Below are 23,248 nucleotides of genomic sequence, written 5' to 3'. Positions count from 1 at the left end.
CGTGAGCTCGACGTTGACGAGGGGCGGGACGCAGACCCGCGGCGATCAGCACGGTCACCGGCGGTCCGCGGGCCGTGAGGGCGCGACGAAGGTCCGGCGCCGCAACGTCCCGGCCGGCGTCGCCGGGTGGGTGTGGCTGGCGGTGATCATCGTGCCGATCTACTGGATCGTCATCACCAGCTTCAAGGCGCAGTCGGACTACTTCGTCCAGAACCCGCTGCTCCCGTCGCCCTCCCCGACGCTGGACAACTACCGGATGGTCGTCGAGAACGACTTCGTGCGGTACTTCGTCAACAGCGCGGTGGTGACGCTCGGCGCGGTCGTCCCGGCCGTCGCGTTCGCCTTCCTCGCGGCCTACGCCGTGGTGCGCAGCGGGGGGCGGTACGTGCAGGGGGTCTCCCGGATCCTCCTGCTCGGGCTGGCGATCCCCGTGCAGGCGACCATCATCCCCGTCTACCTGATCATCATCCGGCTGCAGCTGTACGACTCGCTGCTCGCGCTGATCCTGCCGTCGGTCGCCTTCGCCCTGCCGCTGTCCGTGCTCATCCTCGGCAACTTCGTCCGCGACGTGCCCCGCGAGCTCTTCGAGTCGATGCGGCTGGACGGCGCCTCGGAGTGGCAGATGGCCTGGCGCCTGGCGTTCCCGCTGACCCGACCGGCGATCGTCACCGTCTGCATCTACAACGGGCTCCAGGTGTGGAACGGCTTCCTGCTGCCCCTCGTCCTGACCCAGAGCCCCGACCTACGGGTTCTCCCGCTGGCGCTGTGGACCTTCCAGGGCCAGTACAGCGTCAACGTGCCGGCGGTCCTCGCCGCCGTCGTCCTGAGCACCCTGCCGATCCTCGTGTTCTACGTGGTCGGCCGACGCCAGCTCGTCAGCGGCCTGACCGCCGGCTTCACCAAGTAGCGCAGCACGCGGGGCCCGGCCGGCGAGCCCGGCCGGGCCCCGCGCGCGTCCGGGGCGCCTCCCCGGACGCCCGCCCCTCCCGCGCCGCGGGACCACCGAGCAGGACCGAGGGCCCCATGAGCAGCGACCTGACCAGCAGCCGGCCCGCGACCGGGTCGGGCGACCCCCGCGTCGACGCGCTGCTCGCCCGGATGACCCTCGAGGAGAAGCTCGCCCAGCTCGTCGGCCTCTGGGAGGGACGGGGCGGGTCGGGCGACGGCGGGGACGTCGCCCCCATGGCCGACGCCATGCAGGGGGAGGAGAGCGACTTCGCCGAGTTCGCCGCGCACGGGCTCGGGCAGATGACGCGCCCCTTCGGGACGGCGCCGGTCGAGCCCGCCGACGGGGCCCGGGCCGTGGCCGCCCGGCAGCGGTGGCTGGTCGAGAGCACCCGCCTGGGGATCCCGGCGCTCGTCCACGAGGAGTGCCTCACCGGCCTCGCGGCGTGGCGGGCGACGACGTTCCCCGCGCCGCTGTCCTGGGGCGCCTCCTTCCACCCCGAGCTCGTCGAGGAGGTCGGCGCGGCCATCGGCGCGACGATGGCCGGTCTCGGCGTCCACCAGGGCCTCGCCCCCGTGCTCGACGTCGTCCGGGACGCGCGCTGGGGCCGGGTCGAGGAGTGCATCGCCGAGGACCCCTACCTCGTCGGGACGGTGGGCACCGCCTACGTCCGCGGCGTCCAGTCCGCCGGCGTCGTCGCCACGCTCAAGCACTTCGTGGGCTACTCGAGCAGCCGGGCGGGGCGGAACCTGGCGCCCGTGCACGCGGGTCCGCGCGAGCTCGCCGACGTCCTGCTGCCCCCCTTCGAGATGGCGGTCCGCGACGGCGGCGTCCGCTCGGTCATGAACTCCTACGCCGAGGTGGACGGCCTCCCGGTGGCGGCGGACGCGGCGCTGCTGACGGGGCTCCTGCGCGAGGCGTGGGGCTTCGAGGGGACGGTCGTCGCGGACTACTTCTCGGTCGCCTTCCTCCAGACGCTGCACGGCGTCGCGGAGGACCTCGGCGACGCCGCCGCGCAGGCGCTGGCCGCCGGCATCGACGTCGAGCTGCCGACCGGGACGGCTTACCTGGGGCCGCTCGCCGAGCGCGTGCGCTCGGGCGCGCTGCCCGAGGGCGTCGTCGACCGGGCCGTCCGCCGGGTGCTCGCCCAGAAGGCCGAGCTGGGGCTGCTCGACGCGACCTTCGACCCGGACGCCGTGCCGGACGTCGTGGACCTCGACCCGCCGGAGCACGGCCGGCTCGCCGCGCGGCTCGCCGAGGAGTCGCTCGTCCTGCTCTCGAACGACGGGACGCTGCCGCTCGGCGCCAGGGCGGACGACGGAGGGGACGACGCGGCGGGGCGGCGCGTGGCCGTGGTCGGTCCCAACGCGGACGACCCGTCCGCGCTCTTCGGCTGCTACAGCTTCGCCAACCACGTGCTGGCGCAGCACCCCGGCACCGAGCTCGGGCTCGACGCCCCGGGCGTGCTGGCCGCCCTGCGCGAGGAGCTCCCCGAGGTCGAGCTCGTCCACGCCCGGGGGGTGGACGTCGACTCGGACGACACCAGCGGCATCGGGGCTGCGGTCGAGGCGGCCCGCGGGGCGTCCGTGTGCGTGGCGGTCCTGGGGGACCGCGCCGGGCTCTTCGGCCGGGGCACCTCCGGGGAGGGCTGCGACGCCGAGTCGCTCGACCTCCCCGGCCGTCAGCCCGAGCTCCTGGAGGCGCTCGTCGCCACCGGCACGCCCGTCGTCCTCGTCCTGCTCACCGGCCGCCCCTACGCCGTCGACCGGGCCCTGGGCACGTGCGCCGCGGTGGTCCAGGCGTTCTTCCCCGGGCAGGAGGGCGGCCGTGCGCTCGCCGGGGTGCTCTCCGGCCGGGTGAACCCCTCCGGACGCCTGCCGGTGAGCCTGCCGCGGTCCGTGGGCGCGCAGCCCTACAGCTACCTGCACCCGCGTCTCGGCGGCGCGAGCTCGGTGAGCAACATCGACACCGCCCCGGTGCGCCCCTTCGGGCACGGCCTGTCGTACACCACCTTCGAGCGTTCCGACCTGCGCGTCGCGTCGTCGTCCGTCCCCACCGACGGCGCCCTGGAGGTGTCCTGCCGGGTCACCAACACGGGCGGGCGCCGCGGCGCCGACGTCGTCCAGCTCTACGGGCGCGACCCGGTCGCCTCCGTGACGCGCCCCGTCACGCAGCTGCTGGGCTACGCCCGCGTCGAGCTCGACCCCGGCGAGAGCGCCGAGGTCCTCCTCGACGTGCCGGCGCACCGCCTCTCGCTCGTCGACCGGCGGCTGGTCCGGGTGGTCGAGCCGGGCGCCGTCGAGCTCGTCGTGGGCCCGACCTGCGAGGACGTCGAGCTCGTCGTCGGGGTCGAGCTCACGGGCCCGGTGCACGAGGTCACGCCCACGGACCGCCGGCTCGTGCGGGTGGAGGTCGTGCGCTCCTGACGACGCCGGGCGGGGGGTGGCTACCGCAGCGGGAGGCGCAGCAGCTGGTCGGCGCCGTCGCCGTCGTTGGTCAGGACGCGCAGCGCGCCGCCGTCGGGCGCCGCCGAGACGTCGCGCAGCCGGCCGTGCTCCCCGACCAGGTACGGCTCCGGGTCGCCCACCGGGCCTCCTGCCGGGCTCGTCGCCACGGGCACGCGCCACAGGCGCTCGCCCCGCAGGGCGCTGACCCACACGGCGTCGTCCACGACGGCGAGGCCGCTCGGCGAGGCCTGCGACGGCGACCACCAGACGATCGGGTCGGTGAAGCCCGTGGAGGTGGCCTCGTCCCCGCCGGGCCCCTCGACCTCGGGCCACCCGTAGTTCGAGCCGGGGGTGATGAGGTTGAGCTCGTCCCAGGTGTCCTGCCCGAGCTCGCTGGCGTACATGCGGCCCTGCCCGTCCCAGCCCAGGCCCTGGACGTTGCGGTGGCCGAGGGTCCAGACCGGCGACCCCTCGACCGGGTTGCCCGGGGCGGGCGACCCGTCGGGCGCCAGACGGAGGATCTTGCCCGCGAGGGAGAGCGGGTCCTGCGCGAGCCGGCCCTGCCCGGCGTCCCCCGTCGTGACGTAGAGCATGCCGTCGGGGCCGAACGCGAGGCGGCCGCCGTCGTGGTGGTCCGCGCGCGGGATGCCGGTGAGGAGGTCCTCGGGCTCGCCGAGCGCGTCCCCGTCCAGCGCGGCGCGCACGACGACGTTCTCGGCCGCGCGCGAGACGTAGGCGTAGACGAGGGAGTCCTGCGCGAAGGTGGGCGACAGGGCAAGCCCCAGCAGGCCGCCCTCGCCGTCCGGGGCCGCGCCGGCGACCGTGCCGTCGGGCGAGGTCGTCTGCACGTCGACCACCTCGCCGTCGGGGGTCACCCGCACCAGCCGCGCCTCGTCGCGCAGGCTCACGAGCGTGGAGCCGTCGGGCAGCGCCACCGCGGACCACGGCAGCGGGAGGCCGTCGGCGAGCACCTGCGCCTCGCCGGCGGGCGTGCCCGCGACGGCGGGCGAGGGCTCGGGCGCGGGGGCCGACGGGCTCGCGGTGCCCGGGCCCGGCGCGGGGGCCGACGTGGCGGGCGGGAGCTCGGCCGTCGGCGTCGGCGAGCCGGCCTCGTCCTCCTCACCGCACCCGGCGAGCGCGGCGACGGCGAGGAGGGCGCCGACGGAGGCGGCCGCGACGGTGCGACGACGGGCGGGGAGGGGCGCGCTGACGGACCAGGCCATGCCCGTCCAACGCACCGGCGCGCCCGTGTGCTCCCGCGGGCGGGGCGCCCGCGGCGGCGTCCCGGCCCGCGGACGAGGTGCTCGAGGGCCGGACCGCCGGAAAGGCGCCCGACCTCGCTCCTACACTCGCGCGCATGACCTCCGGCACGACCGACGCCCCCGCGACCAGCGCCTCGTCCGGCGCCCCGGGCCCCACCGGAGGGGTCGACCCCAAGCCTCGCAGCCGGCAGGTCACGGACGGCCTCGAGGCCACCGCGTCGCGCGGGATGCTCCGCGCGGTCGGCCTCGGCGACGACGACTTCGCCAAGCCGCAGATCGGCGTCGCGAGCTCGTGGAACGAGATCACCCCGTGCAACCTCTCCCTCGACCGGCTGGCGAAGTCGGTGAAGGACGGGGTCCACATCGCCCAGGGCTACCCGCTCGAGTTCGGGACCATCTCCGTCTCCGACGGCATCTCCATGGGGCACGAGGGGATGCACTTCTCGCTCGTCTCGCGGGAGGTCATCGCGGACAGCGTCGAGACGGTCATGCAGGCCGAGCGCCTCGACGGGTCGGTGCTCCTCGCGGGCTGCGACAAGTCGCTGCCCGGCATGCTCATGGCCGCCGCGCGCCTGGACCTGGCGAGCGTCTTCCTCTACGCCGGCTCCATCCTGCCCGGCACCGCGAAGCTCGAGGACGGCAGCGAGAAGCAGGTCACGATCATCGACGCCTTCGAGGCGGTCGGGGCGTGCTCCCGCGGGCTGATGAGCCGCAAGGACGTCGACGCCATCGAGCGGGCGATCTGCCCGGGCGAGGGCGCCTGCGGCGGCATGTACACCGCCAACACGATGGCGAGCGCCGCCGAGGCGCTCGGCATGTCGCTGCCGGGCTCGGCCGCGCCGCCGGCCACCGACCGCCGTCGTGACGGCTTCGCGCGCCGCTCCGGCGAGGCCGTCGTCGAGCTGCTCCGACGGGGCATCACGGCCCGCGACGTCATGACGAAGGAGGCGTTCGAGAACGCCATCGCCGTCGTCATGGCCTTCGGCGGCTCGACCAACGCCGTGCTGCACCTGCTCGCCATCGCGAACGAGGCGGAGGTCGAGCTGACGCTCGACGACTTCGACCGCATCGGCAGCCGGGTGCCGCACCTGGCCGACGTCAAGCCGTTCGGGCGCCACGTCATGACCGACGTCGACCACGTCGGCGGCGTCCCGGTCGTCATGCGCGCGCTGCTCGACGCCGGCCTGCTGCACGGCGACGCGCTGACCGTCACGGGGAAGACCATGGCGGAGAACCTCGCCGAGATCGCCCCGCCGGACGTCGACGGCGCCGTCCTGCGCGCGATGGACGCGCCGATCCACCGGACGGGCGGCATCACGATCCTGCGGGGCTCGCTCGCCCCAGGCGGCGCGGTCGTGAAGTCGGCGGGCTTCGAGTCCGACGTCTTCGAGGGCACGGCGCGGGTCTTCGACCGCGAGCGCGCCGCGATGGACGCGCTCGAGGACGGCACCATCACGGCGGGCGACGTCGTCGTCATCCGCTACGAGGGGCCCAAGGGGGGTCCCGGCATGCGGGAGATGCTCGCCATCACCGGTGCCATCAAGGGCGCCGGCCTCGGCAAGGACGTCCTGCTGCTCACGGACGGGCGCTTCTCCGGCGGCACGACGGGGCTCTGCGTGGGCCACGTCGCGCCGGAGGCCGTCGACGCCGGCCCGATCGCCTTCGTGCAGGACGGCGACCGCATCCGGCTCGACGTCACGGCCAAGACGCTCGACGTCCTCGTCGACGAGGACGAGCTGGCCCGCCGACGTGCCGACGGGTGGCAGCCGCTGCCGCAGCGGTACTCGCGCGGCGTGCTTGCCAAGTACGCCAAGCTCGTCGGCTCCGCGTCGAAGGGCGCCGTCCTCGCCTGACCGTCGCAGGCGCTGGGTACGGTCCCGACCATGCCCGCCGCGACGCCACCGGAGGTCGACGACGTCGACCGCGCCATCGTCGCCGCGCTCGTCGCCGACGGGCGCACGAGCTTCACCGACCTCGGCCGGCAGGTGGGGCTGCCGACGTCGACGGTGCACCAGCGGGTGCGCCGGCTGGAGCAGCGCGGCGTCCTCAAGGGCTACACCGCCGTCGTCGACCACGAGGCGCTGGGGCTGCCGCTGTCGGCGATCGTCTCCGTGACGCCCTTCGACCCGGCGGCTCCCGACGACGTGCCGGAGCGGCTGGCCCGGGTCGCCGAGGTCGAGTCGTGCTGGTCGGTGGCCGGGGAGGAGAGCTACGTGCTGCTCGTGCGCACCGCGACGCCCGGGCGGCTCGAGGAGGTCCTCGCCGAGATCCGCACCACCGGCTCGGTGGCCACCCGGACGACCGTCATCCTCTCGACGCCGTTCGAGGGGCGCCCCCCGTCGAGGTCCTGAGGTGGTCGGCATCCGTGACCGTGCACGGTCACGGATGCCGACCACCTCAGGACCTCGACGGGGGGCGCCCCTCGAACGGCGTCGAGAGGATGACGGTCGTCCGNCGCTGCTTGCATTTTCCTCACCCCCCCCCCCCCCCACCTCCGGCCGGGACGAGCCCCTCGGCTGATCCTCCCGACGGTGGGGCTCCCGCCCGGACGAACATGCGCCGAGGTGCTTGTCCGGCGGAGGATCTCCCGCCTACCCTGCGGCTCATGAGCGCCCCCACCGTCGACCGACCGCAGGCCCCGACGACCGGCTCCCCGGTCACGGCGGCCACCGCCCACGAGCACGTCGCGGCGCACATGCTCGACGACGGCCTCGGGCTCGTCCTCGACCTGGCGGCCAGCCGCGGCTCCCGCCTCGTGGACGCGCGGGACGGCACCTCCTACCTCGACATGTTCACCTTCTTCGCCTCCTCGGCGCTGGGGATGAACCACCCGGACGTCGCCGAGGACGAGGCGTTCCGCGAGGAGCTGCTGCTGGCGGCGTTGTCCAAGCCGAGCAACTCCGACATCGTCACGGTGGAGCGGGCGCGCTTCGTCGACGTCTTCGCCCGCGTGCTCGGCGTGCCCGGGCTGCCGCACCTGTTCTTCGTCGAGGGCGGCGGCCTCGCGGTGGAGAACGCCCTCAAGACGGCCTTCGACTGGAAGAGCCGCTGGAACGAGGCCCACGGCCTCGACCCGGCGCTCGGCACCAAGGTGCTGCACCTGCGGCAGGCCTTCCACGGCCGGACCGGCTACACGATGTCGCTGACGAACACCGACCCCAACAAGGTCGCGCGCTTCCCGCAGCTCGACTGGCCGCGCATCGACAACCCGCACCCCGTCGAGGGCGAGGACGACGCCGTCCTGCGCGCCCGCGAGGACGTCGCGCTGGCGCAGGCCCGTGCCGCGTTCGAGGAGCACGCGCACGACATCGCCTGCGCGGTCGTCGAGCCGATCCAGGGCGAGGGCGGCGACAACCACCTCACGCCGCGCTTCCTCCAGGGCCTGCAGGCGCTGTGCCACGAGTTCGACGCCCTCTTCGTCTGCGACGAGGTCCAGACCGGCTGCGGCCTGACCGGGACCGCGTGGGCGCACCAGCAGCTGGGGCTCGAGCCCGACGTCGTCGCCTTCGGCAAGAAGACGCAGGTGTGCGGGATCATGGCCGGCCGTCGCGTCGACGACGTGCCCGACAACGTCTTCCGCGTCTCCAGCCGCATCAACTCCACCTGGGGCGGTGGGCTCGTCGACATGGTGCGGGCCCGTCGGATCCTCGAGGTGTGCGAGCGGGACGAGCTGTTCGACCACGCCGCCCGCGCGGGGGAGCACCTGCTCGCCGGGCTCCGCGACCTCGCGGCGCGCCACCCCGAGATCTCGGGCGTGCGGGGCCGCGGCCTCATGTGCGCGGTCGACCTGCCCGACGGCGAGCGCCGCGGCGCGCTGCTGGCGCACCTGGAGACCGAGGAGCACGTCCTCGCCCTCGGGTGCGGGACGCGCAGCCTGCGGTTCCGCCCCGCGCTCACGGTGACCACCGAGGAGCTCGACGAGGCGCTCGCGGCGCTCGACCGCTCGCTGACGGCGCTGTCCGGCGCGGCCGGTGCCGGCGACCCGCACATGGCCGGCGCCGCGGCCGGCGCAGCCGTGGGCCACGCCGCGGACGCCGGCGGGCAGCCCTGAGCGGCGGGGCCGGGCGCGTCGGCAGCGGGGTCGGCAGCGGGCTCGTCGGCACCACGGAGCTCCGCGCCCGCTTCGCTGCGGCCCTCTCGGCGCTGTACGCCACGGAGGTGCCCGCCTACGGGACGCTCGTCGAGGTCGCGGGCGAGGTCAACGCCGACGTCATGGCGGCGGACCCGGACGCCGCCCAGCGCCTCGGGGCCATCGAGCGGGTGACGGCGGAGCGGCACGGGGCGATCCGCGTGGGGACCGCCCGCGAGCTCGGCCAGGTCGGGCAGGTCTTCGCGGCCCTCGGCATGCACCCCGTCGGGTTCTACGACCTGCGGGAGGCGGCGGCGCCCGTGCCCGTCGTCTCCACCGCGTTCCGGCCGGTCGACGACGACGAGCTGGCGGCCAACCCCTTCCGGGTCTTCACCTCCGTCCTCGCGGGCGACGACCGGCGGTTCTTCGACGCGGACCTCCAGGCCCGGCTGGAGGGGCGCCTGGAGCGGCGCGAGCTGTTCAGCCCGCTGCTGCTCACGCTGGCGGCCCGGGCGGAGGAGGCCGGCGGGCTCGACCCCGAGGACGCCGACGCGTTCGTGCGCCTGGCGACCGCCGCCTTCGCCCTGTCGCCGGAGCCCGTCGACGCCGCCTGGTACGCCGAGCTCGAGCGCGTCTCCGGCGTCGCGGCCGACATCGGCGGCGTCGGGTCCACGCACGTCAACCACCTCACGCCGCGGGTGCTCGACATCGACGCGCTCTACGCGCGGATGACCGGGCGTGGCATCACGATGATCGACGCGATCCAGGGGCCACCCGGAGAGGGAGCGCCGGTCCTGCTGCGGCAGACGAGCTTCCGGGCCCTGTCCGAGCCCCGGCGGATGCGCGGGGCCGACGGGCAAGTGCACGAGGGCGCCCTGCGCGTGCGCTTCGGCGAGGTGGAGGCCCGCGGCTGCGCCCTCACCCCCGCCGGGCGGGCGCGCTACGACGCGTGGACCGCCGCCGGCGGGACGGCGCCCGAGCGCGAGGCGCGCTGGCGCCGGCTGTTCCCCGACGGGGCGGACGAGCAGGCGGCCGCCGGCCTGACGAGCGTCCGCTGGGTGCCCGTCCCCGACCGCCCCCGGGACGACCGCGGCCCGCAGCCCGACCTCGCCCGGCTGCTCGCGGACGGCTGGGTCCGCGCGGAGCCCGTCGTGTACGAGGACTTCCTGCCCGCCTCGGCCGCGGGGATCTTCGCCTCCAACCTCGACGGCACGGGGGAGCGGGACGCCGCCGAGGGCGCGAGCCACCGCGACCTCGCGTGGCTGTCCGACGCGCTCGGCCGCGAGGTCCTCGAGCCGGCGGACCTCTACGCCGCCCGCACCCGGGCGAGCGCCGAGGAGGTCGCGGCCGCGCTCGACCTGCCGCCGCTCGCGCCGCCCGCCGCCGACGACCTCGACGAGAGCGCCCTCCGCGCCTGAGAGCCTTCTCCGCGACGGCGACCCCTCCGGCGAGGTCCGTCACCGTCACCCGACCGGCGCCCTGCGCGCCGCCCCCCTGCACGGCCCACCCGAGGAGACCGCAGTGACCAGCCCCGCACCCGCCACCGGCCACCTGCCCGAGGGGGAGCCGCTCGAGGGCTCGCTCGCCGGCCCCGGCGGCGCCGTCCTGGCCCTCACCGGGACGACGGACGACATCCGGGAGCGGGCCCTGGCCGCGCTGCGCGCCTGCGGCGTCGACGTCGAAGAGCTGCGCTCGGAGGGCGAGGCCGCCGCCGCGCGGGGTGCCGCCGTCGTGACCGCGCGCACGCCCGTCACGGGAGAGGACCTCTTCCCCCTGCCGGCCACCAGCCCGGACGGGGTCGAGGCGGCGGTCACCCTGGCGACGGGCGCCTTCGGCGTCTGGCGCACCACCCCGGCGCCCGTGCGCGGGTTCCTCGTCAAGCGCCTCGGGCAGCTGCTCGTCGAGCACCTCGACGACCTCGCCGCGCTCGTGACGACCGAGGTCGGCAAGACGCCGTCCGAGGCGCGCGGCGAGGTGCAGGAGATGGTCGACGTCTGCGACCTCGCCGTCGGCCTCTCGCGCCAGCTGACCGGCCGGACGATGCCGTCGGAGCGCCCCGGCCACCGGCTCATGGAGACGTGGCACCCGCTCGGACCGGTGGCCGTCGTGTCCGCCTTCAACTTCCCCGTCGCCGTCTGGTCGTGGAACACCGCGCTGGCCCTGGTCTGCGGGGACCCGGTCGTGTGGAAGCCGTCCGAGCTCACGCCGCTCACGGCGCTGGCCTGCACGGCGCTGGCCGAGCGCGCCGCCCGCGAGTGCGGCGCCCCCGAGGGCCTCGTCCCGCTCGTGCTCGGCGACGCCGAGGTCGGGAAGCGGCTGGTGGACGACCCGCGCGTGCCGCTCGTGTCCGCCACCGGGTCGGTGCCCATGGGCCGCGACGTCGGCGCCCGCGTCGCCGCCCGCTTCGGCCGGACGCTGCTCGAGCTCGGGGGCAACAACTGCGCCGTCGTCGCGCCGTCGGCCGACCTCGACCTGGCGGTGCGCGGCATCGTCTTCGCCGCGGCCGGCACCGCCGGCCAGCGCTGCACGACGCTGCGTCGCGTGCTGGTGCACACCTCGGTCGCCGACGCGCTGCTCGAGCGGCTGGTCGAGGTCTACGGGCGGCTGCCGGTCGGGGACCCCTCCGCCCCCGGCGCGCTCGTGGGGCCGCTCGTCGCGCCGCGGGCGCACGAGGCGATGGAGGCGGCGCTCGCGCAGGCGCGCGCCGACGGCGGCGAGGTGCTCGTCGGCGGGGAGCGCGTGCTGGTCGACGAGGCGCCGAGCGCCTACTACGTCCGCCCCGCGGTCGTCCGGATGCCTGCGCAGACCGACGTCGTGCGCAGCGAGACCTTCGCACCCCTGCTGTACGTCATGACCTACGACGACCTCGACGAGGCCGTCGCGGTCCACAACGACGTGCCGCAGGGCCTGTCCAGCGCGATCTTCACGCTCGACGCGCGGGAGGCCGAGGCGTTCATGGCGGCCGACGGGTCGGACTGCGGCATCGTCAACGTCAACATCGGCACGTCGGGTGCGGAGATCGGCGGCGCCTTCGGCGGGGAGAAGGAGACGGGCGGCGGGCGCGAGTCCGGCTCGGACGCGTGGCGCGCGTACATGCGTCGCGCCACCAACACGGTCAACTACTCCCACGAGCTGCCGCTCGCCCAGGGCGTCGACTTCGGCTGACGCGCGGTCTGCGTCCGCGAGACGCCCGTCCCGACATCCGGGACGGGCGTCTCGCCGGTTGACGACGGGGCGGAGCGGGAGCACTGTGGCCCCCATGTCGAGCCGGCAGGACCTCCTCCTCGTAGTTCCCGGGCGTGCGTGAGCCCAGCGCCCTGACGGCTCCGCACGCGACCCCTCGTACCGCCCGCGCACCGCGCCGGCCGAGGGGTCTCGTCATGTCCGGGGGCCGTGCCCCCGCGCTGCGGTGACGCCACGCCCCCAGCAGCACCCGCACGGCACCGCCCGCACCGCACGACGCGGGGCGGTCAGCACCACCGGCACCACCGCGGGCCCGCCCCGGGCCCGTCCGCCCCACCGTGGAGGACCGCCATGGCCAGCGCCGACCAGCGCACCGCCCCCCGTCCGGGGCCGCACCCCGGGCCCCACCCCGGGCCTCCTCCCGGGCACAGGCCCGCACCGCCGGCGCGGGAGCAGGCCACCGTCGGGCAGACCTCGCCCGCCCGCGGCGGCGGGAGCAGCGCCCCCGGGTCCGCCCCCGAGCCCATGACCGGGGCGCAGAGCCTCGTCCGGTCCCTCGAGGCCGCCGACGTCCGCGTCGTCTTCGGCATCCCCGGCGGCGCGATCCTGCCCGCGTACGACCCGCTGCTCGACAGCGCGACCGTCCGGCACGTCCTCGTGCGCCACGAGCAGGGGGCGGGCCACGCCGCGCAGGGCTACGCCCAGGCGACCGGCCGCGTCGGCGTCTGCATGGCGACCTCCGGGCCCGGGGCGACGAACCTCGTGACGGCCATCGCCGACGCCCACATGGACTCGGTGCCGATGGTCGCCATCACCGGGCAGGTCGCCTCGGCCGCGATCGGGACGGACGCCTTCCAGGAGGCGGACATCGTCGGGATGACGATGCCCGTGACCAAGCACAACTTCCTCGTCACGGACCCGGCGGAGATCCCGCGCACGATCGCCGAGGCCTTCCACATCGCGGCGACGGGTCGGCCCGGGCCGGTGCTCGTCGACATCGCGAAGGACGCCCTGCAGGCGCGGACCACCTTCGCCTGGCCCGAGCGCCTGGACCTGCCCGGCTACAAGCCGACCACGACGCCGCACCGCCGCCAGGTCCGGGAGGCGGCGCGGATGCTCGCGGCCGCCGAGCGCCCGGTGCTCTACGTCGGCGGCGGCGTCATCAAGGCCGGTGCCTCCGCCGAGCTCGCCGAGCTGGTCGAGCTCTCCGGGGCCCCCGTCGTCACGACGCTGATGGCCCGCGGCGCGCTGCCGGACAGCCACCCGAGCCACCTCGGCATGCCCGGCATGCACGGCACCGTCGCCGCGGTCACGGCCCTGCAGAAGGCCGACCTCCTCGTCGCCCTCGGCGCCCGCTTCGACGACCGGGTCACGGGGCTGCTCTCGAGCTTCGCGCCCGACGCCGCCGTCGTGCACGCCGACGTCGACCCGGCCGAGATCGGCAAGAACCGTGTCGTCGACGTCCCCATCGTCGGCGACGCGCGCCAGGTGCTCGCCGAGCTGGTGCCCGCCCTGCGCGCCGAGCACGACGGCGGGCGGCGCGCCGACCTCGCCGCCTGGTGGCGCCAGCTGGACGGGCTCCGGGAGACCTACCCGCTCGGCTACGCCGAGGCCGAGGACGGTTCCCTCTCGCCCCAGCACGTCATCCAGCGGCTCGGCCAGATGGCGGGGCCCGAGGCGACCTACGTGTCCGGCGTCGGGCAGCACCAGATGTGGGCCGCGCAGTTCATCGGCTACGAGCGCCCGGGCAGCTGGATCAACTCCGGCGGCCTCGGGACCATGGGCTACGCCGTCCCGGCCGCCATGGGCGCCAAGGTCGGCGACCCCGACCGGGTCGTGTGGGCGGTGGACGGCGACGGCTGCTTCCAGATGACCAACCAGGAGCTCGCCACCTGCGCGCTCAACGGCATCCCGATCAAGGTCGCCGTCATCAACAACTCCAGCCTCGGCATGGTGCGGCAGTGGCAGACCCTCTTCTACGAGGGCCGCTACTCCAACACCGACCTCCACACGGGCGCCGCCGTGGAGATGGGTCAGCGCATCCCCGACTTCGTCAAGCTCGCCGAGGCCTACGGCTGCGTCGGCCTGCGGTGCGAGCGCCCCGAGGACCTCGACGCCACGATCGAGGCGGCCATGGCCGTCACCGACCGGCCCGTCGTCGTCGACTTCGTCGTCCACCGCGACGCGATGGTCTGGCCGATGGTGGCCGCCGGGGTCAGCAACGACGAGATCCAGTACGCCCGGGGCATCTCGCCGGTCTGGGACCGGGACGAGGAGACGAGCACCGAGGACGACGACGCGCCCGGGCCCACCGGGCCGGGGGTCGCCGCCGCCGACGCCCGCGGCGGCGACACCGAGGACGACGACGAGGAGGGCGACCGGTGACGCTCCTGCAGCCGGCCCAGCAGGCCGCCCGGACGACGACGCGGACGACGACCCGGCACACGCTGTCGGTCCTCGTCCAGGACGTGCCGGGTGTCCTGGCCCGCGTCGCCGGGCTGTTCTCCCGCCGGGGGTTCAACATCGTCAGCCTTGCCGTCGGCCCGACGGAGCAGGCCGGCGTCTCCCGGATGACGGTCGTCGTCGACGTCGAGTCGCTGCCCCTCGAGCAGGTGGTCAAGCAGCTGAACAAGCTCGTCAACGTGCTGAAGATCGTCGAGCTCGACGACGGCGCGGCGGTGCAGCGCGAGCTGCTGCTCGTCAAGGTCCGGGCCGACGCCGCCACGCGCTCCCAGGTGCTCGACGTCGTCCAGCTGTTCCGGGCCCACGTCGTCGACGTCGCCCCGGAGGCGCTGACGGTCGAGACGACCGGCGAGCCGGACAAGATCGCCGCGCTGCTGCGGATGCTCGAGCCGTTCGGCGTCCGCGAGCTCGTCCAGTCCGGCCAGGTCGCGCTGGCCCGCGGCGCGCGGGCGATGACCGACCGCTCGTCCGACCGCTCCCCGGAGCGGGCCGGCGGCGACCGGCCGTTGCGCTCGGCGTAGGCCGCGCCTCCGGGCCGAGCACCCAGACCGCACCACCGCACGCGGCGCGCAGGACCGGCGCCGACCCGTCCCCGACCCGAGGAGCCCCTCCCGTGGCTGACATGTTCTACGACGCCGACGCCGACCTCTCGCTGATCCAGGGCCGCACCGTGGCCGTCATCGGCTACGGCAGCCAGGGCCACGCCCACGCGCTGAGCCTGCGCGACTCCGGCGTCGACGTCCGCGTCGGCCTCGCCGAGGGCAGCCGCAGCCGTGCGAAGGCCGAGGCCGAGGGGCTGCGCGTCGTCACGCCGGCCGAGGCCGCCGCGGAGGCCGACTTCGTCGTCGTCCTCACGCCGGACCAGACGCAGCGTGGCCTGTACGCCGAGGCGATCGCCCCGAACCTCGCCGAGGGCGACGTGCTGCTCTTCGCGCACGGCTTCAACATCCGCTTCGGCTACATCACGCCGCCGGAGACGGTCGACGTCGTCATGGTCGCCCCCAAGGGCCCCGGGCACCTCGTGCGCCGCGAGTACGTCGACGGGCGCGGCGTGCCCGTCATCGTCGCCGTCGAGCAGGACGCGAGCGGCGAGGCGTGGCCGCTGGCCCTGTCCTACGCGAAGGCGATCGGCGGCCTGCGGGCCGGCGGGATCCGCACGACGTTCACGGAGGAGACCGAGACCGACCTCTTCGGCGAGCAGGCCGTCCTCTGCGGCGGCGCGTCGGCGCTCGTCCAGGCGGGCTTCGAGACCCTCGTCGAGGCGGGCTACCAGCCCGAGGTCGCCTACTTCGAGTGCCTCCACGAGCTCAAGCTCATCGTCGATCTCATGTACGAGGGCGGGATCGCCAAGCAGCGCTGGAGCGTCTCCGACACCGCCGAGTACGGCGACTACGTCTCCGGGCCGCGCGTGGTCGACGCGCGTGTGAAGGGGAACATGAAGGCGGTCCTGTCCGACATCCAGGACGGCACCTTCGCGAAGCGCTTCATCGCCGACCAGGACGCCGGCAAGCCGGAGTTCACGCGCCTGCGCGAGGCCGGCGAGCAGCACCCGATCGAGGAGACCGGGCGGAAGCTGCGCGGCCTCATGAGCTGGGTGAAGAGCGACGACGACTACACCGAGGGCTCCGCGGGCCGCTGAGGCGCCCGCCCGGACCCCTCGGCCCGCCGAGTCCGACGGACGGCAGGCCACCGCACCCGGGTGGCCCGCCGTTCGTCGCCCTCGCCGGCTCCGGGGAGACTGGCGTCATGGACGACGCAGGAAGGGACAGCGTGGGCCCCGCCGACGAGATCGTCCGTTTCTGGGAGACCGCGCGCAGCCGAGCCGGTCTGGGCCGGCTCTCCGTGGTCACCGGGGCGAGCGCCGCGACGGTCGTGCCGCCGCCGGCGTGGGCCTTCGGCGCCGACCCGCAGCAGGCCGACGAGCTCCTCGCCCTCGTGCTCGAGGGCACCAAGACCGCGACGGCCGGCGCGCGCTGGGAGTACGAGGCCGAGGGGGAGCCGCTGCCGCGCCCCGGCGACCTGTCCATCGTCCTCGACGGCGCCGGCCACCCGCGCGCCCTCGTCCGCACGACGTCGGTCGACGTCGTGCCGTTCTCCGAGGTGGGGGAGGAGCACGCCCGCGCCGAGGGCGAGGGCGACCTGTCCCTGGGCCACTGGCGCGACGTCCACGAGCGCTTCTTCACGGCGACGCTCGCCGCGGCGGGCCGGTCGTTCGACCCCTCGATGCCCGTCGTCTGCGAGGGCCTGCAGCTGCTCTACCCACGCCGCCGCCCGGCGCACGAGCGCGCGCCCGACCTCGTCGACGCCTGACGACCGGCAGGAGCACCCGGCCGACCGGCGCGCAGCGCGAGGACGTCCGGGACGACGACGGCGCCCGCCCCCTCGGGGACGGGCGCCGTCGTCGTCGGCAGGTCGCTGCTCAGTACTTGCGCTCCATCGGCTGGTAGCGCGTCTGGACGACGGGCTTGTAGTCCAGGCGCACGGCCTCGCGGCCGTCCTCGTCGACGGCCCGGTAGGCCATCGTGTGCCGCATGAAGTTCACGTCGTCGCGTGCGGTGTGGTCCTCGCGGAAGTGGCCGCCGCGCGACTCCTGGCGGGCGAGCGCGCCGACGACGACGACCTCGGCCAGCTCGAGCAGGAAGCCGAGCTCGACGGCCTCGAGGAGGTCGGTGTTGAACCGCTTCCCCTTGTCCTGCACGACGACCCGGCTGTAGCGCTCGCGCAGCCCGGCGAGGTCGGTGAGGCACTGCTTGAGGGTCGCCTCGGTGCGGAAGACCTGGGCGTTGGCGTCCATCGTCTCCTGCATGGCCTGGCGCAGCGGGGCGACGCGCTCGCCGGACTCGCGGCCACGGATGCCCTCGAGCGTGGAGACGACGCCGGCGTCGGCGTCCTCGGGCATGGCCACGAGAGAGACGCTCTCGTCCGCCGCGTAGTGGGCGGCGCGCAGGCCGGCGCGCTTGCCGAAGACGTTGATGTCGAGCAGCGAGTTGGTGCCGAGCCGGTTGGAGCCGTGCACCGACACGCACGCCACCTCGCCCGCGGCGAACAGGCCCCGGACGACGGTCTCGTTGTCGGCGAGCACCTCGGTCTCGACGTTCGTCGGGACCCCGCCCATCGCGTAGTGCGCGGTCGGGTAGACGGGCACCGGCTCGGTGTAGGGCTCGACCCCGAGGTAGGTCCGGGCGAACTCGGTGATGTCCGGGAGCTTGGCGTCGATGTGCGCCGGCTCCAGGTGCGTCAGGTCGAGCAGGACGTAGTCCTTCTTCGGCCCGGCGCCGCGGCCCTCGCGCACCTCGTTGGCCATCGAGCGGGCCACGATGTCGCGCGGCGCGAGGTCCTTGATCGTGGGGGCGTAGCGCTCCATGAAGCGCTCGCCGTCGGCGTTGCGCAGGATGCCGCCCTCTCCGCGGGCGGCCTCGGACAGCAGGATCCCCAGGCCGGCGAGGCCCGTCGGGTGGAACTGGAAGAACTCCATGTCCTCCAGCGGGAGGCCGGCACGGTAGGCGATGCCCATGCCGTCGCCGGTCAGCGTGTGCGCGTTCGACGTCGTCTTGTAGACCTTGCCGACGCCGCCCGTGGCCAGGACGACGGACTTGGCGCGGAAGACGTGGATCTCGCCGGTGGCGAGCTCGTAGGAGACGACGCCGGCCACGGCCTTCTCGCCGAGGTCGTTCGTGCCCATGACGAGGTCGAGCACGTAGAACTCGTTGTAGAACTCCACCTCGTGCTTGACGCACTGCTGGTAGAGCGTCTGCAGGATCATGTGGCCGGTGCGGTCGGCGGCGAAGCACGAGCGGCGGACGGCGGACTCGCCGTGGTTGCGGGTGTGGCCGCCGAAGCGCCGCTGGTCGATGCGCCCCTCCGGCGTGCGGTTGAAGGGCAGACCCATCTTCTCGAGGTCGAGGACGGCGTCGATGGCCTCGCGGCACATCACCTCCGCGGCGTCCTGGTCGACGAGGTAGTCGCCGCCCTTGACCGTGTCGAAGGTGTGCCACTCCCAGTTGTCCTCCTCGACGTTCGCGAGGGCCGCGCACATGCCGCCCTGGGCCGCACCGGTGTGCGAGCGGGTCGGGTAGAGCTTCGTCAGCACGGCGGTCTTGGAGCGCTGGCCGGCCTCGATGGCGGCGCGCATGCCGGCGCCGCCGGCGCCGACGATCACCACGTCGTAGATGTGCGTCTGGACCACGGCGGGTCACCTCTCGCTGGGGCGGCGGGCGGAGCGGAGGGCGCACCACCTCGAACTCCCTCAGGGTAGGACGCCCGACGGTCGACGTCGACGATCGAGGGGCGGCTCACGAGAGGACCTGCCTATCGACAGCCCGTCCGGCGGCTACCGTCGGCCGGGTGCAGCTGCAGCAGCTCGCCTGCTTCGTCGCGGTCGTGGACGCGCGGCACTTCACCCGTGCCGCGCAGCAGCTGCACCTGGCGCAGCCGTCGCTGTCGGCGCAGGTCCGCTCGCTGGAGCGGGAGGTCGGCGGCCCCCTGCTGCACCGCCAGCGCGGGGCCGTCCGGCCCACCGAGGCGGGCGAGCGCCTGCTGCCCTACGCGCGGCGGATCCTCGCCGACGCCGCGGCGGCGACCGCGGAGATGGCGCGCGTGCGCGGCCTCGAGACCGGTGTCCTGCGCGTGGGCGCGACGCCGAGCGCCGGGACGGCCCTGCTGCCGCCCGTGCTGCGCCGCTTCCACGACGCGCACCCCGGGGTCCGGCTGGAGCTGGCCGAGGGCGGCTCGCGCGACCTCGTCGAGCAGCTCGCCGTCGGCGCCCTCGACCTCGCCGTGCTCGTCCTGCCCGTCGCCGCGCACGCCGGTGCGCTGGCGACGACGCCGCTGCTGCGCGACGCGCTCGTGCTGGCGAGCGCCGCCGACGCGTCGCCGGTCGTCCCGGGCCCCAGCGCGGCCCCCGCGGACCTCTCCGGCGTGCCGCTCGTCCTGCCGGGGGAGGGCTACGACCTGCGGGCCAGCGCCCTGTCCGCCTGCGCCGCCGCGGGCGTGGAGCCCCACGTCGTCGCCGAGGGTGGCGAGCTCGACGTCGTCGTCGCCCTCGTGCGCGCCGGGGTGGGAGCGGCCGTGCTGCCCCGGACCGTCGTCGACGGCGCGGGCGACGGCCTGCGGTGGGTCCCCCTGCGCGGCCCGGCCCTGCACCGGACGGTCGGCGTCGCCCACCGCAAGGACGTGCCGCTCGGGCGGGCCGCGGCCGAGGTGCGACGCCTGCTCATCGAGCAGACGTCCTGACTGCGTGGCTCGGCATCGGACGGGGCGGGCCCTCGGGTGCCAGGACGCGGACACCGACGTCGAGGGCGTCGGCCACTGCGCTGGCCGCTGGGGCATGCGGGTGTCAGCAAGCGCTTGCGTGTAGTCGCCCACGTAGGAGCGAACCTTAGAGCGATCACACCGGGCGCTCCGCCCTTGACAGGTCCCATGCGGCCTGAACTACCTTCGTAAGGGCTTACGTCACAGCGAGGCGGTACCGCGTGGAACTCGCGACGACGTCGTGTCACCGCCCCGTCGCGAGTGATCGGCGTTCGACTGCACGACCGCCATCGCCTGGACGAGCCCTGCAGCCTGGTCGGAGGAGAATGACGTGGACAAGTGCTGGACGAGCTGGACCCTCATGCGTCGCACGACCCGCCTCTGCGCGCGGCCGCAGGCCGTCGCAGTCGTGCTGGCCGTGGCGGTGGCCGGGCTGGGCGCGACTCCCGCGGTCGCGGCAGGCCCGACCACGACTGCGGTGCTGATCGCCGCCGACGACCTGCCTGTCGCCCTCGAAGCCGAGAGCGCAGTCCTGAGCGGCGGCGCCGGCGTCAACGACAACCACGAGGGCTACTCGGGCACCGGTTTCGTCGACGGCTTCATCCTCGACAACCTGGGAACCGCGAGCGTCACCTTCACGCTCGTGGTCCCCGCTGCCGGCGAGTACGGCCTGAACCTGCGGTACGCCAACGGCACGGGGTCGGACATGACCATCACCCAGGACACCGGGGCCGCGGCGCGCCAGATCACGCTGCCGTCCGCCCCCGGGGCCGGCTGGGACTTCTGGTCCGTCCACCAGGAGGTCGTCGAGCTCGAGGCTGGCGAGCAGCAGGTGACCTACCGCTACGCGAGCACGGACACCGGCAACGTCAACCTGGACGCCATGGCGCTGGCCGCAGTCGGAGACCTGTCCACACCGGGCGGTGGAGCCACCGACCCGGACGAGCTGGGCGAGTCGGGCCCTGACACCCGGTGGGACGACGTGACCGACGTGCTCCGACCCCTGCCCGGGCGCCGTAGTACTGCCTTCCAGGCAGAGGACGCGTTCTTCGCCAACGGGGCCGAGCAGGTCGCATGGCGGGGTGACGACGGCGTCGACATGTCGCGTGAGCGCGCCCGCCTGGTCGTGCCCGTGGTCGTGAGGTCGTCCGGTCGTCAGCTCGTCAGCGTGCGCTACGTCAACCGCAGCGGCGCTCCCGCCGACGTGGTCGTCGGGGTGGACGGCATCCCCCAGGGCCGGCTCGTGCTCCCGGCCGGCAGCAGCTGGCAGGACGTGGCGGTCCGCCTGCCGCTGTCGAAGGGCCTCGGCAGCGTGGAGCTGCGACGGACGGGCAACACCCTCGAGCCCGGGATGGTCGTCGACAGCGTAATGCTGCGCGGCGGTCTGCCTCTTCAGGAGCGCGGGGCCACTGTCGCGACCACGACCTACCAGGCCGAGCGCGGGCGCACCGACGGCGACGTCCTGGAGCCGAGCCGGGCTTTCCACGACGTCGCGGCCGAGGCGAGCGGCAGGCAGGCGGTCCGCCTGGCCTCGGAGGGCGACCACGTCGAGTGGGAGCTCACCGAGCCCACCAACTCGCTGGTGCTCCGGGCGTCCATCCCTGACACGGCGGACGGCACGGGCCAGGTGGGATCCCTCGGCGTCTACGCCGACGGGCGCAAGGTCTCGGACATCGACGTCTCGAGCGAGTTCGCCTACGTCTACGGCGACTACCCCTACGTCAACGACCCGTCGCTGGGCGGTGCGCAGCGCTTCTTCGACGAGACGCGGGTACTCCTCGACGAGGAGTTCCCGACCGGCACCGTCCTGCGGCTCGCCAAGGACGCCGCATCGGCGGACCTGCCTTACACGGTCGACCTGGCCGAGACGGAGGTCGTGGCGGATCCGCTCACCGCTCCGGAGGGCTACGTCGACGTCCGCGACCTCGGCGCGACGTCCGACGACGGCACGGACGACACGGCCGCCTTCGAGGCCGCCGTGGACAGGGCCCGCGAGCTGGGCACGGGGGTGTGGGTTCCCGAGGGGCGCTTCACGCTCGGCAGCCGGCTCCGGGTCGAGGGCGTCAGCGTCCGTGGCGCCGGCCCGTGGCGCTCCGTCGTCGAGGGCCGCGACGGCCACGGCGGCTTCTACGCGACCGGGTCCGGCGTCACGATCGCCGACCTCATGGTGGATGGCGACGTCCGCTACCGCGACGACGCCGATTTCGACGCCGCCATGGAGGGCGACTTCGGTCAAGGCTCCCTGCTGCAGAACGTCTGGGTCGAGCACACCAAGGTGGGCCTGTGGGCCTCCAGCGGTACGGACGGCTTGTACGCCCTGGGCCTGCGCATCCGCGACGTCTTCGCCGACGGCGTGCACTTCAACGGCCGGGTCACCGACTCGCGCGTCGAGCACACGGTCGTGCGGAACACCGGGGACGACGCGATGGCGATGTGGTCCTCCGGCGGCTCGGTCACCCGCAGCGTCTTCGCCCGCAACACCGTGCAGAACCCGCTGCTGGCCAACGGGGCGGCCCTGTACGGGGGGACGTCCAACCGGATCGAGCGGAACGTCGTCATGGACACCTTGACCGCCTCCGCCGGCATCGCCGTCAGCACGCGTTTCAACCCTGTGCCGTTCGCCGGGACGACGGTGGTCGAGGGCAACACGGTCCTGCGCAGTGGGGGGTGGGAGCCCAACTGGGCGACGTCATTCGGCGGTATCTGGGTCTTCGCGGACACGAGCGCCATCACGAGCCCGGTGGTCATCCGGGGCACCGACGTCGTCGACTCGACCTACGAGGGCGTGCTCGTCAGCGGCAACCACCCCGTCGAGGATCTTCGGATCGAGGACGTCACCATCGACGGCGCCGGGTCCTACGGCGTGGCGATCCGGGTAGGCGGCGTTCACCGCCTCACCGACGTCCACGCCACGGGCGTCCCGGCCGACGAGGAGGGTCGTCGCAGCCAGTTCTGGGGCCAGCTTGTCGACGGCGGCGGCAACACGGGCCTTTGGTAAGGACCACCTCTGGCAGCGAGTCCCGCTGAGCCGACCCGGCCTGCAGCCCCCGCTCCGGGCCGGGGAAGGAGGCGACCGGGTGGGGAGGCCTCGTCGGTCCGCACAGACGGGACTGGCGGCGCCTCCCCACCCGGCGCCGCACGCACCGGTCGAGGCGCGGGGCCGGCCGCCGCTGGGGCGAGGACCCGACGGCGGCCCGCGGTGCGCCAGGACCCGCCCGCCGCGCCGTGGCGCGGACGGTGGCACGGCCAGGGCCGCTGGAGCGGCGCCCGTGCCGCGCCGCCGGCGCAGGACCGGTGGTGCCGCCCCCACCGGGGGGCGACCGGTCTGCGGGAGGGGTTCTCCGACCCGAGTCTCCGACCCGGACGAGCGTCGCCGCCAAAGGCGAGGGCAGGGTGGGAGCGCTTCCGGTCCGAGCGCCGGCTCCGGAGGGGTCCGTCGTGAGCAACGGACGGGGACGCGCGGTGGCTGGTGACGATCGGTGGCCGCCGCCGGGCTCGCGCAGCAGTCGGCCCGGCGGCCGTCGGTCGCCCGGGCACGTCACGGGTAGTGCCTGCTCGCCCGGTGTCGAGCCGTTGACGGCTCCTGCTTCGGCGCCGACGGCCGCGTCGGCGACACCGTGCGCGCAGG

The 23,248-nt window shown here is 74.9% G+C and carries 14 protein-coding genes and 1 pseudogene; 13 read left to right on the top strand and 2 right to left on the bottom strand.

Going from position 1 to position 23,248, the window contains the following annotated elements; all coding sequences use genetic code 11:
* The first annotated feature begins 1 nt into the window (after position 1).
* Positions 2 to 907, top strand: a complete 906-nt coding sequence (locus tag WDZ17_RS05825) for a carbohydrate ABC transporter permease (protein ID WP_339574193.1) — start codon at positions 2 to 4, stop codon at positions 905 to 907.
* Positions 908 to 1,023: 116 nt separating this feature from the next.
* Positions 1,024 to 3,372: a beta-xylosidase/alpha-l-arabinosidase gene (locus WDZ17_RS05820; protein WP_339574192.1), complete on the top strand. Its 2,349-nt coding sequence runs from the start codon at positions 1,024 to 1,026 to the stop codon at positions 3,370 to 3,372.
* Positions 3,373 to 3,392: 20 nt separating this feature from the next.
* On the opposite strand, the gene WDZ17_RS05815 is transcribed toward WDZ17_RS05820, so the two are convergent.
* Positions 3,393 to 4,616, bottom strand: coding sequence for a PQQ-dependent sugar dehydrogenase (locus tag WDZ17_RS05815; protein WP_339574191.1), 1,224 nt, complete (start codon positions 4,614 to 4,616; stop codon positions 3,393 to 3,395).
* Positions 4,617 to 4,750: 134 nt separating this feature from the next.
* Here WDZ17_RS05815 and ilvD point away from each other — a divergent pair, with 134 nt between their 5' ends.
* From ilvD to WDZ17_RS05770, 9 genes and pseudogenes are all read left to right on the top strand, one after another.
* Positions 4,751 to 6,508: a dihydroxy-acid dehydratase gene (gene ilvD, locus WDZ17_RS05810; protein WP_339574190.1), complete on the top strand. Its 1,758-nt coding sequence runs from the start codon at positions 4,751 to 4,753 to the stop codon at positions 6,506 to 6,508.
* A gap of 30 nt (positions 6,509 to 6,538) precedes the next feature.
* Positions 6,539 to 7,006, top strand: a complete 468-nt coding sequence (locus WDZ17_RS05805) for an Lrp/AsnC family transcriptional regulator (protein WP_339574189.1) — start codon at positions 6,539 to 6,541, stop codon at positions 7,004 to 7,006.
* Positions 7,007 to 7,260: 254 nt separating this feature from the next.
* Positions 7,261 to 8,604 (top strand): annotated as a pseudogene (gene lat, locus WDZ17_RS05800) (L-lysine 6-transaminase); the annotation flags it as partial.
* A gap of 98 nt (positions 8,605 to 8,702) precedes the next feature.
* Entirely contained in the window at positions 8,703 to 10,142 is a 1,440-nt protein-coding gene (hglS, locus tag WDZ17_RS05795) for a 2-oxoadipate dioxygenase/decarboxylase (protein WP_339574353.1), read from the top strand.
* A gap of 133 nt (positions 10,143 to 10,275) precedes the next feature.
* Complete coding sequence (gene amaB / locus WDZ17_RS05790) at positions 10,276 to 11,889, top strand: L-piperidine-6-carboxylate dehydrogenase (RefSeq protein ID WP_422631856.1); 1,614 nt, start codon at positions 10,276 to 10,278, stop codon at positions 11,887 to 11,889.
* 369 nt (positions 11,890 to 12,258) lie between these two features.
* On the top strand, positions 12,259 to 14,292 hold the full coding sequence (locus tag WDZ17_RS05785) for an acetolactate synthase large subunit (protein ID WP_339574186.1): 2,034 nt from the start codon (positions 12,259 to 12,261) through the stop codon (positions 14,290 to 14,292).
* On the top strand, positions 14,289 to 14,891 hold the full coding sequence (ilvN, locus tag WDZ17_RS05780) for an acetolactate synthase small subunit (RefSeq protein WP_422631849.1): 603 nt from the start codon (positions 14,289 to 14,291) through the stop codon (positions 14,889 to 14,891). Before WDZ17_RS05785 ends, ilvN begins: the two co-directional genes overlap by 4 nt.
* 92 nt (positions 14,892 to 14,983) lie before the next feature.
* The gene (gene ilvC / locus WDZ17_RS05775; protein WP_422631848.1) at positions 14,984 to 16,009 is read left to right on the top strand and encodes a ketol-acid reductoisomerase; all 1,026 of its coding nucleotides are present in this window, start codon (positions 14,984 to 14,986) and stop codon (positions 16,007 to 16,009) included.
* A gap of 107 nt (positions 16,010 to 16,116) precedes the next feature.
* Positions 16,117 to 16,680: an ASCH domain-containing protein gene (locus tag WDZ17_RS05770; protein ID WP_339574185.1), complete on the top strand. Its 564-nt coding sequence runs from the start codon at positions 16,117 to 16,119 to the stop codon at positions 16,678 to 16,680.
* Positions 16,681 to 16,789: 109 nt separating this feature from the next.
* Here WDZ17_RS05770 and sdhA read toward each other — a convergent pair whose 3' ends face one another.
* Positions 16,790 to 18,502 carry a succinate dehydrogenase flavoprotein subunit gene (gene sdhA, locus WDZ17_RS05765; protein WP_422631855.1) on the bottom strand — a complete coding sequence of 571 codons (1,713 nt, stop codon included), beginning with the start codon at positions 18,500 to 18,502 and terminating at the stop codon, positions 16,790 to 16,792.
* A gap of 212 nt (positions 18,503 to 18,714) precedes the next feature.
* Here sdhA and WDZ17_RS05760 point away from each other — a divergent pair, with 212 nt between their 5' ends.
* The gene (locus tag WDZ17_RS05760; protein WP_339574183.1) at positions 18,715 to 19,602 is read left to right on the top strand and encodes a LysR family transcriptional regulator; all 888 of its coding nucleotides are present in this window, start codon (positions 18,715 to 18,717) and stop codon (positions 19,600 to 19,602) included.
* Positions 19,603 to 19,951: 349 nt separating this feature from the next.
* Entirely contained in the window at positions 19,952 to 22,618 is a 2,667-nt protein-coding gene (locus WDZ17_RS05755) for a glycosyl hydrolase family 28-related protein (RefSeq protein ID WP_339574182.1), read from the top strand.
* Positions 22,619 to 23,248: the final 630 nt, after the last annotated feature.

This window comes from Pseudokineococcus basanitobsidens (assembly GCF_037482545.1).
In the GTDB taxonomy this organism is placed as follows: Bacteria; Actinomycetota; Actinomycetes; order Actinomycetales; family Quadrisphaeraceae; genus Pseudokineococcus; species Pseudokineococcus basanitobsidens.
The sequence above is the reverse complement of the archived record's forward strand: the minus strand, read 5'-3'. Positions and strand labels throughout refer to the sequence as shown.

Excerpts from the sequence above, each read along its gene's own strand:
- WDZ17_RS05815 (WP_339574191.1), bottom strand. The coding sequence starts at position 4,616 with ATGGCCTGGTCCGTCAGCGCGCCCCTCCCCGCCCGTCGTCGCACCGTC.
- sdhA (WP_422631855.1), bottom strand. The coding sequence starts at position 18,502 with ATGCGCGCCGCCATCGAGGCCGGCCAGCGCTCCAAGACCGCCGTGCTG.
- WDZ17_RS05820 (WP_339574192.1), top strand. The coding sequence starts at position 1,024 with ATGAGCAGCGACCTGACCAGCAGCCGGCCCGCGACCGGGTCGGGCGAC.
- WDZ17_RS05770 (WP_339574185.1), top strand. The coding sequence starts at position 16,117 with ATGGACGACGCAGGAAGGGACAGCGTGGGCCCCGCCGACGAGATCGTC.
- WDZ17_RS05785 (WP_339574186.1), top strand. The coding sequence starts at position 12,259 with ATGGCCAGCGCCGACCAGCGCACCGCCCCCCGTCCGGGGCCGCACCCC.
- ilvD (WP_339574190.1), top strand. The coding sequence starts at position 4,751 with ATGACCTCCGGCACGACCGACGCCCCCGCGACCAGCGCCTCGTCCGGC.
- WDZ17_RS05805 (WP_339574189.1), top strand. The coding sequence starts at position 6,539 with ATGCCCGCCGCGACGCCACCGGAGGTCGACGACGTCGACCGCGCCATC.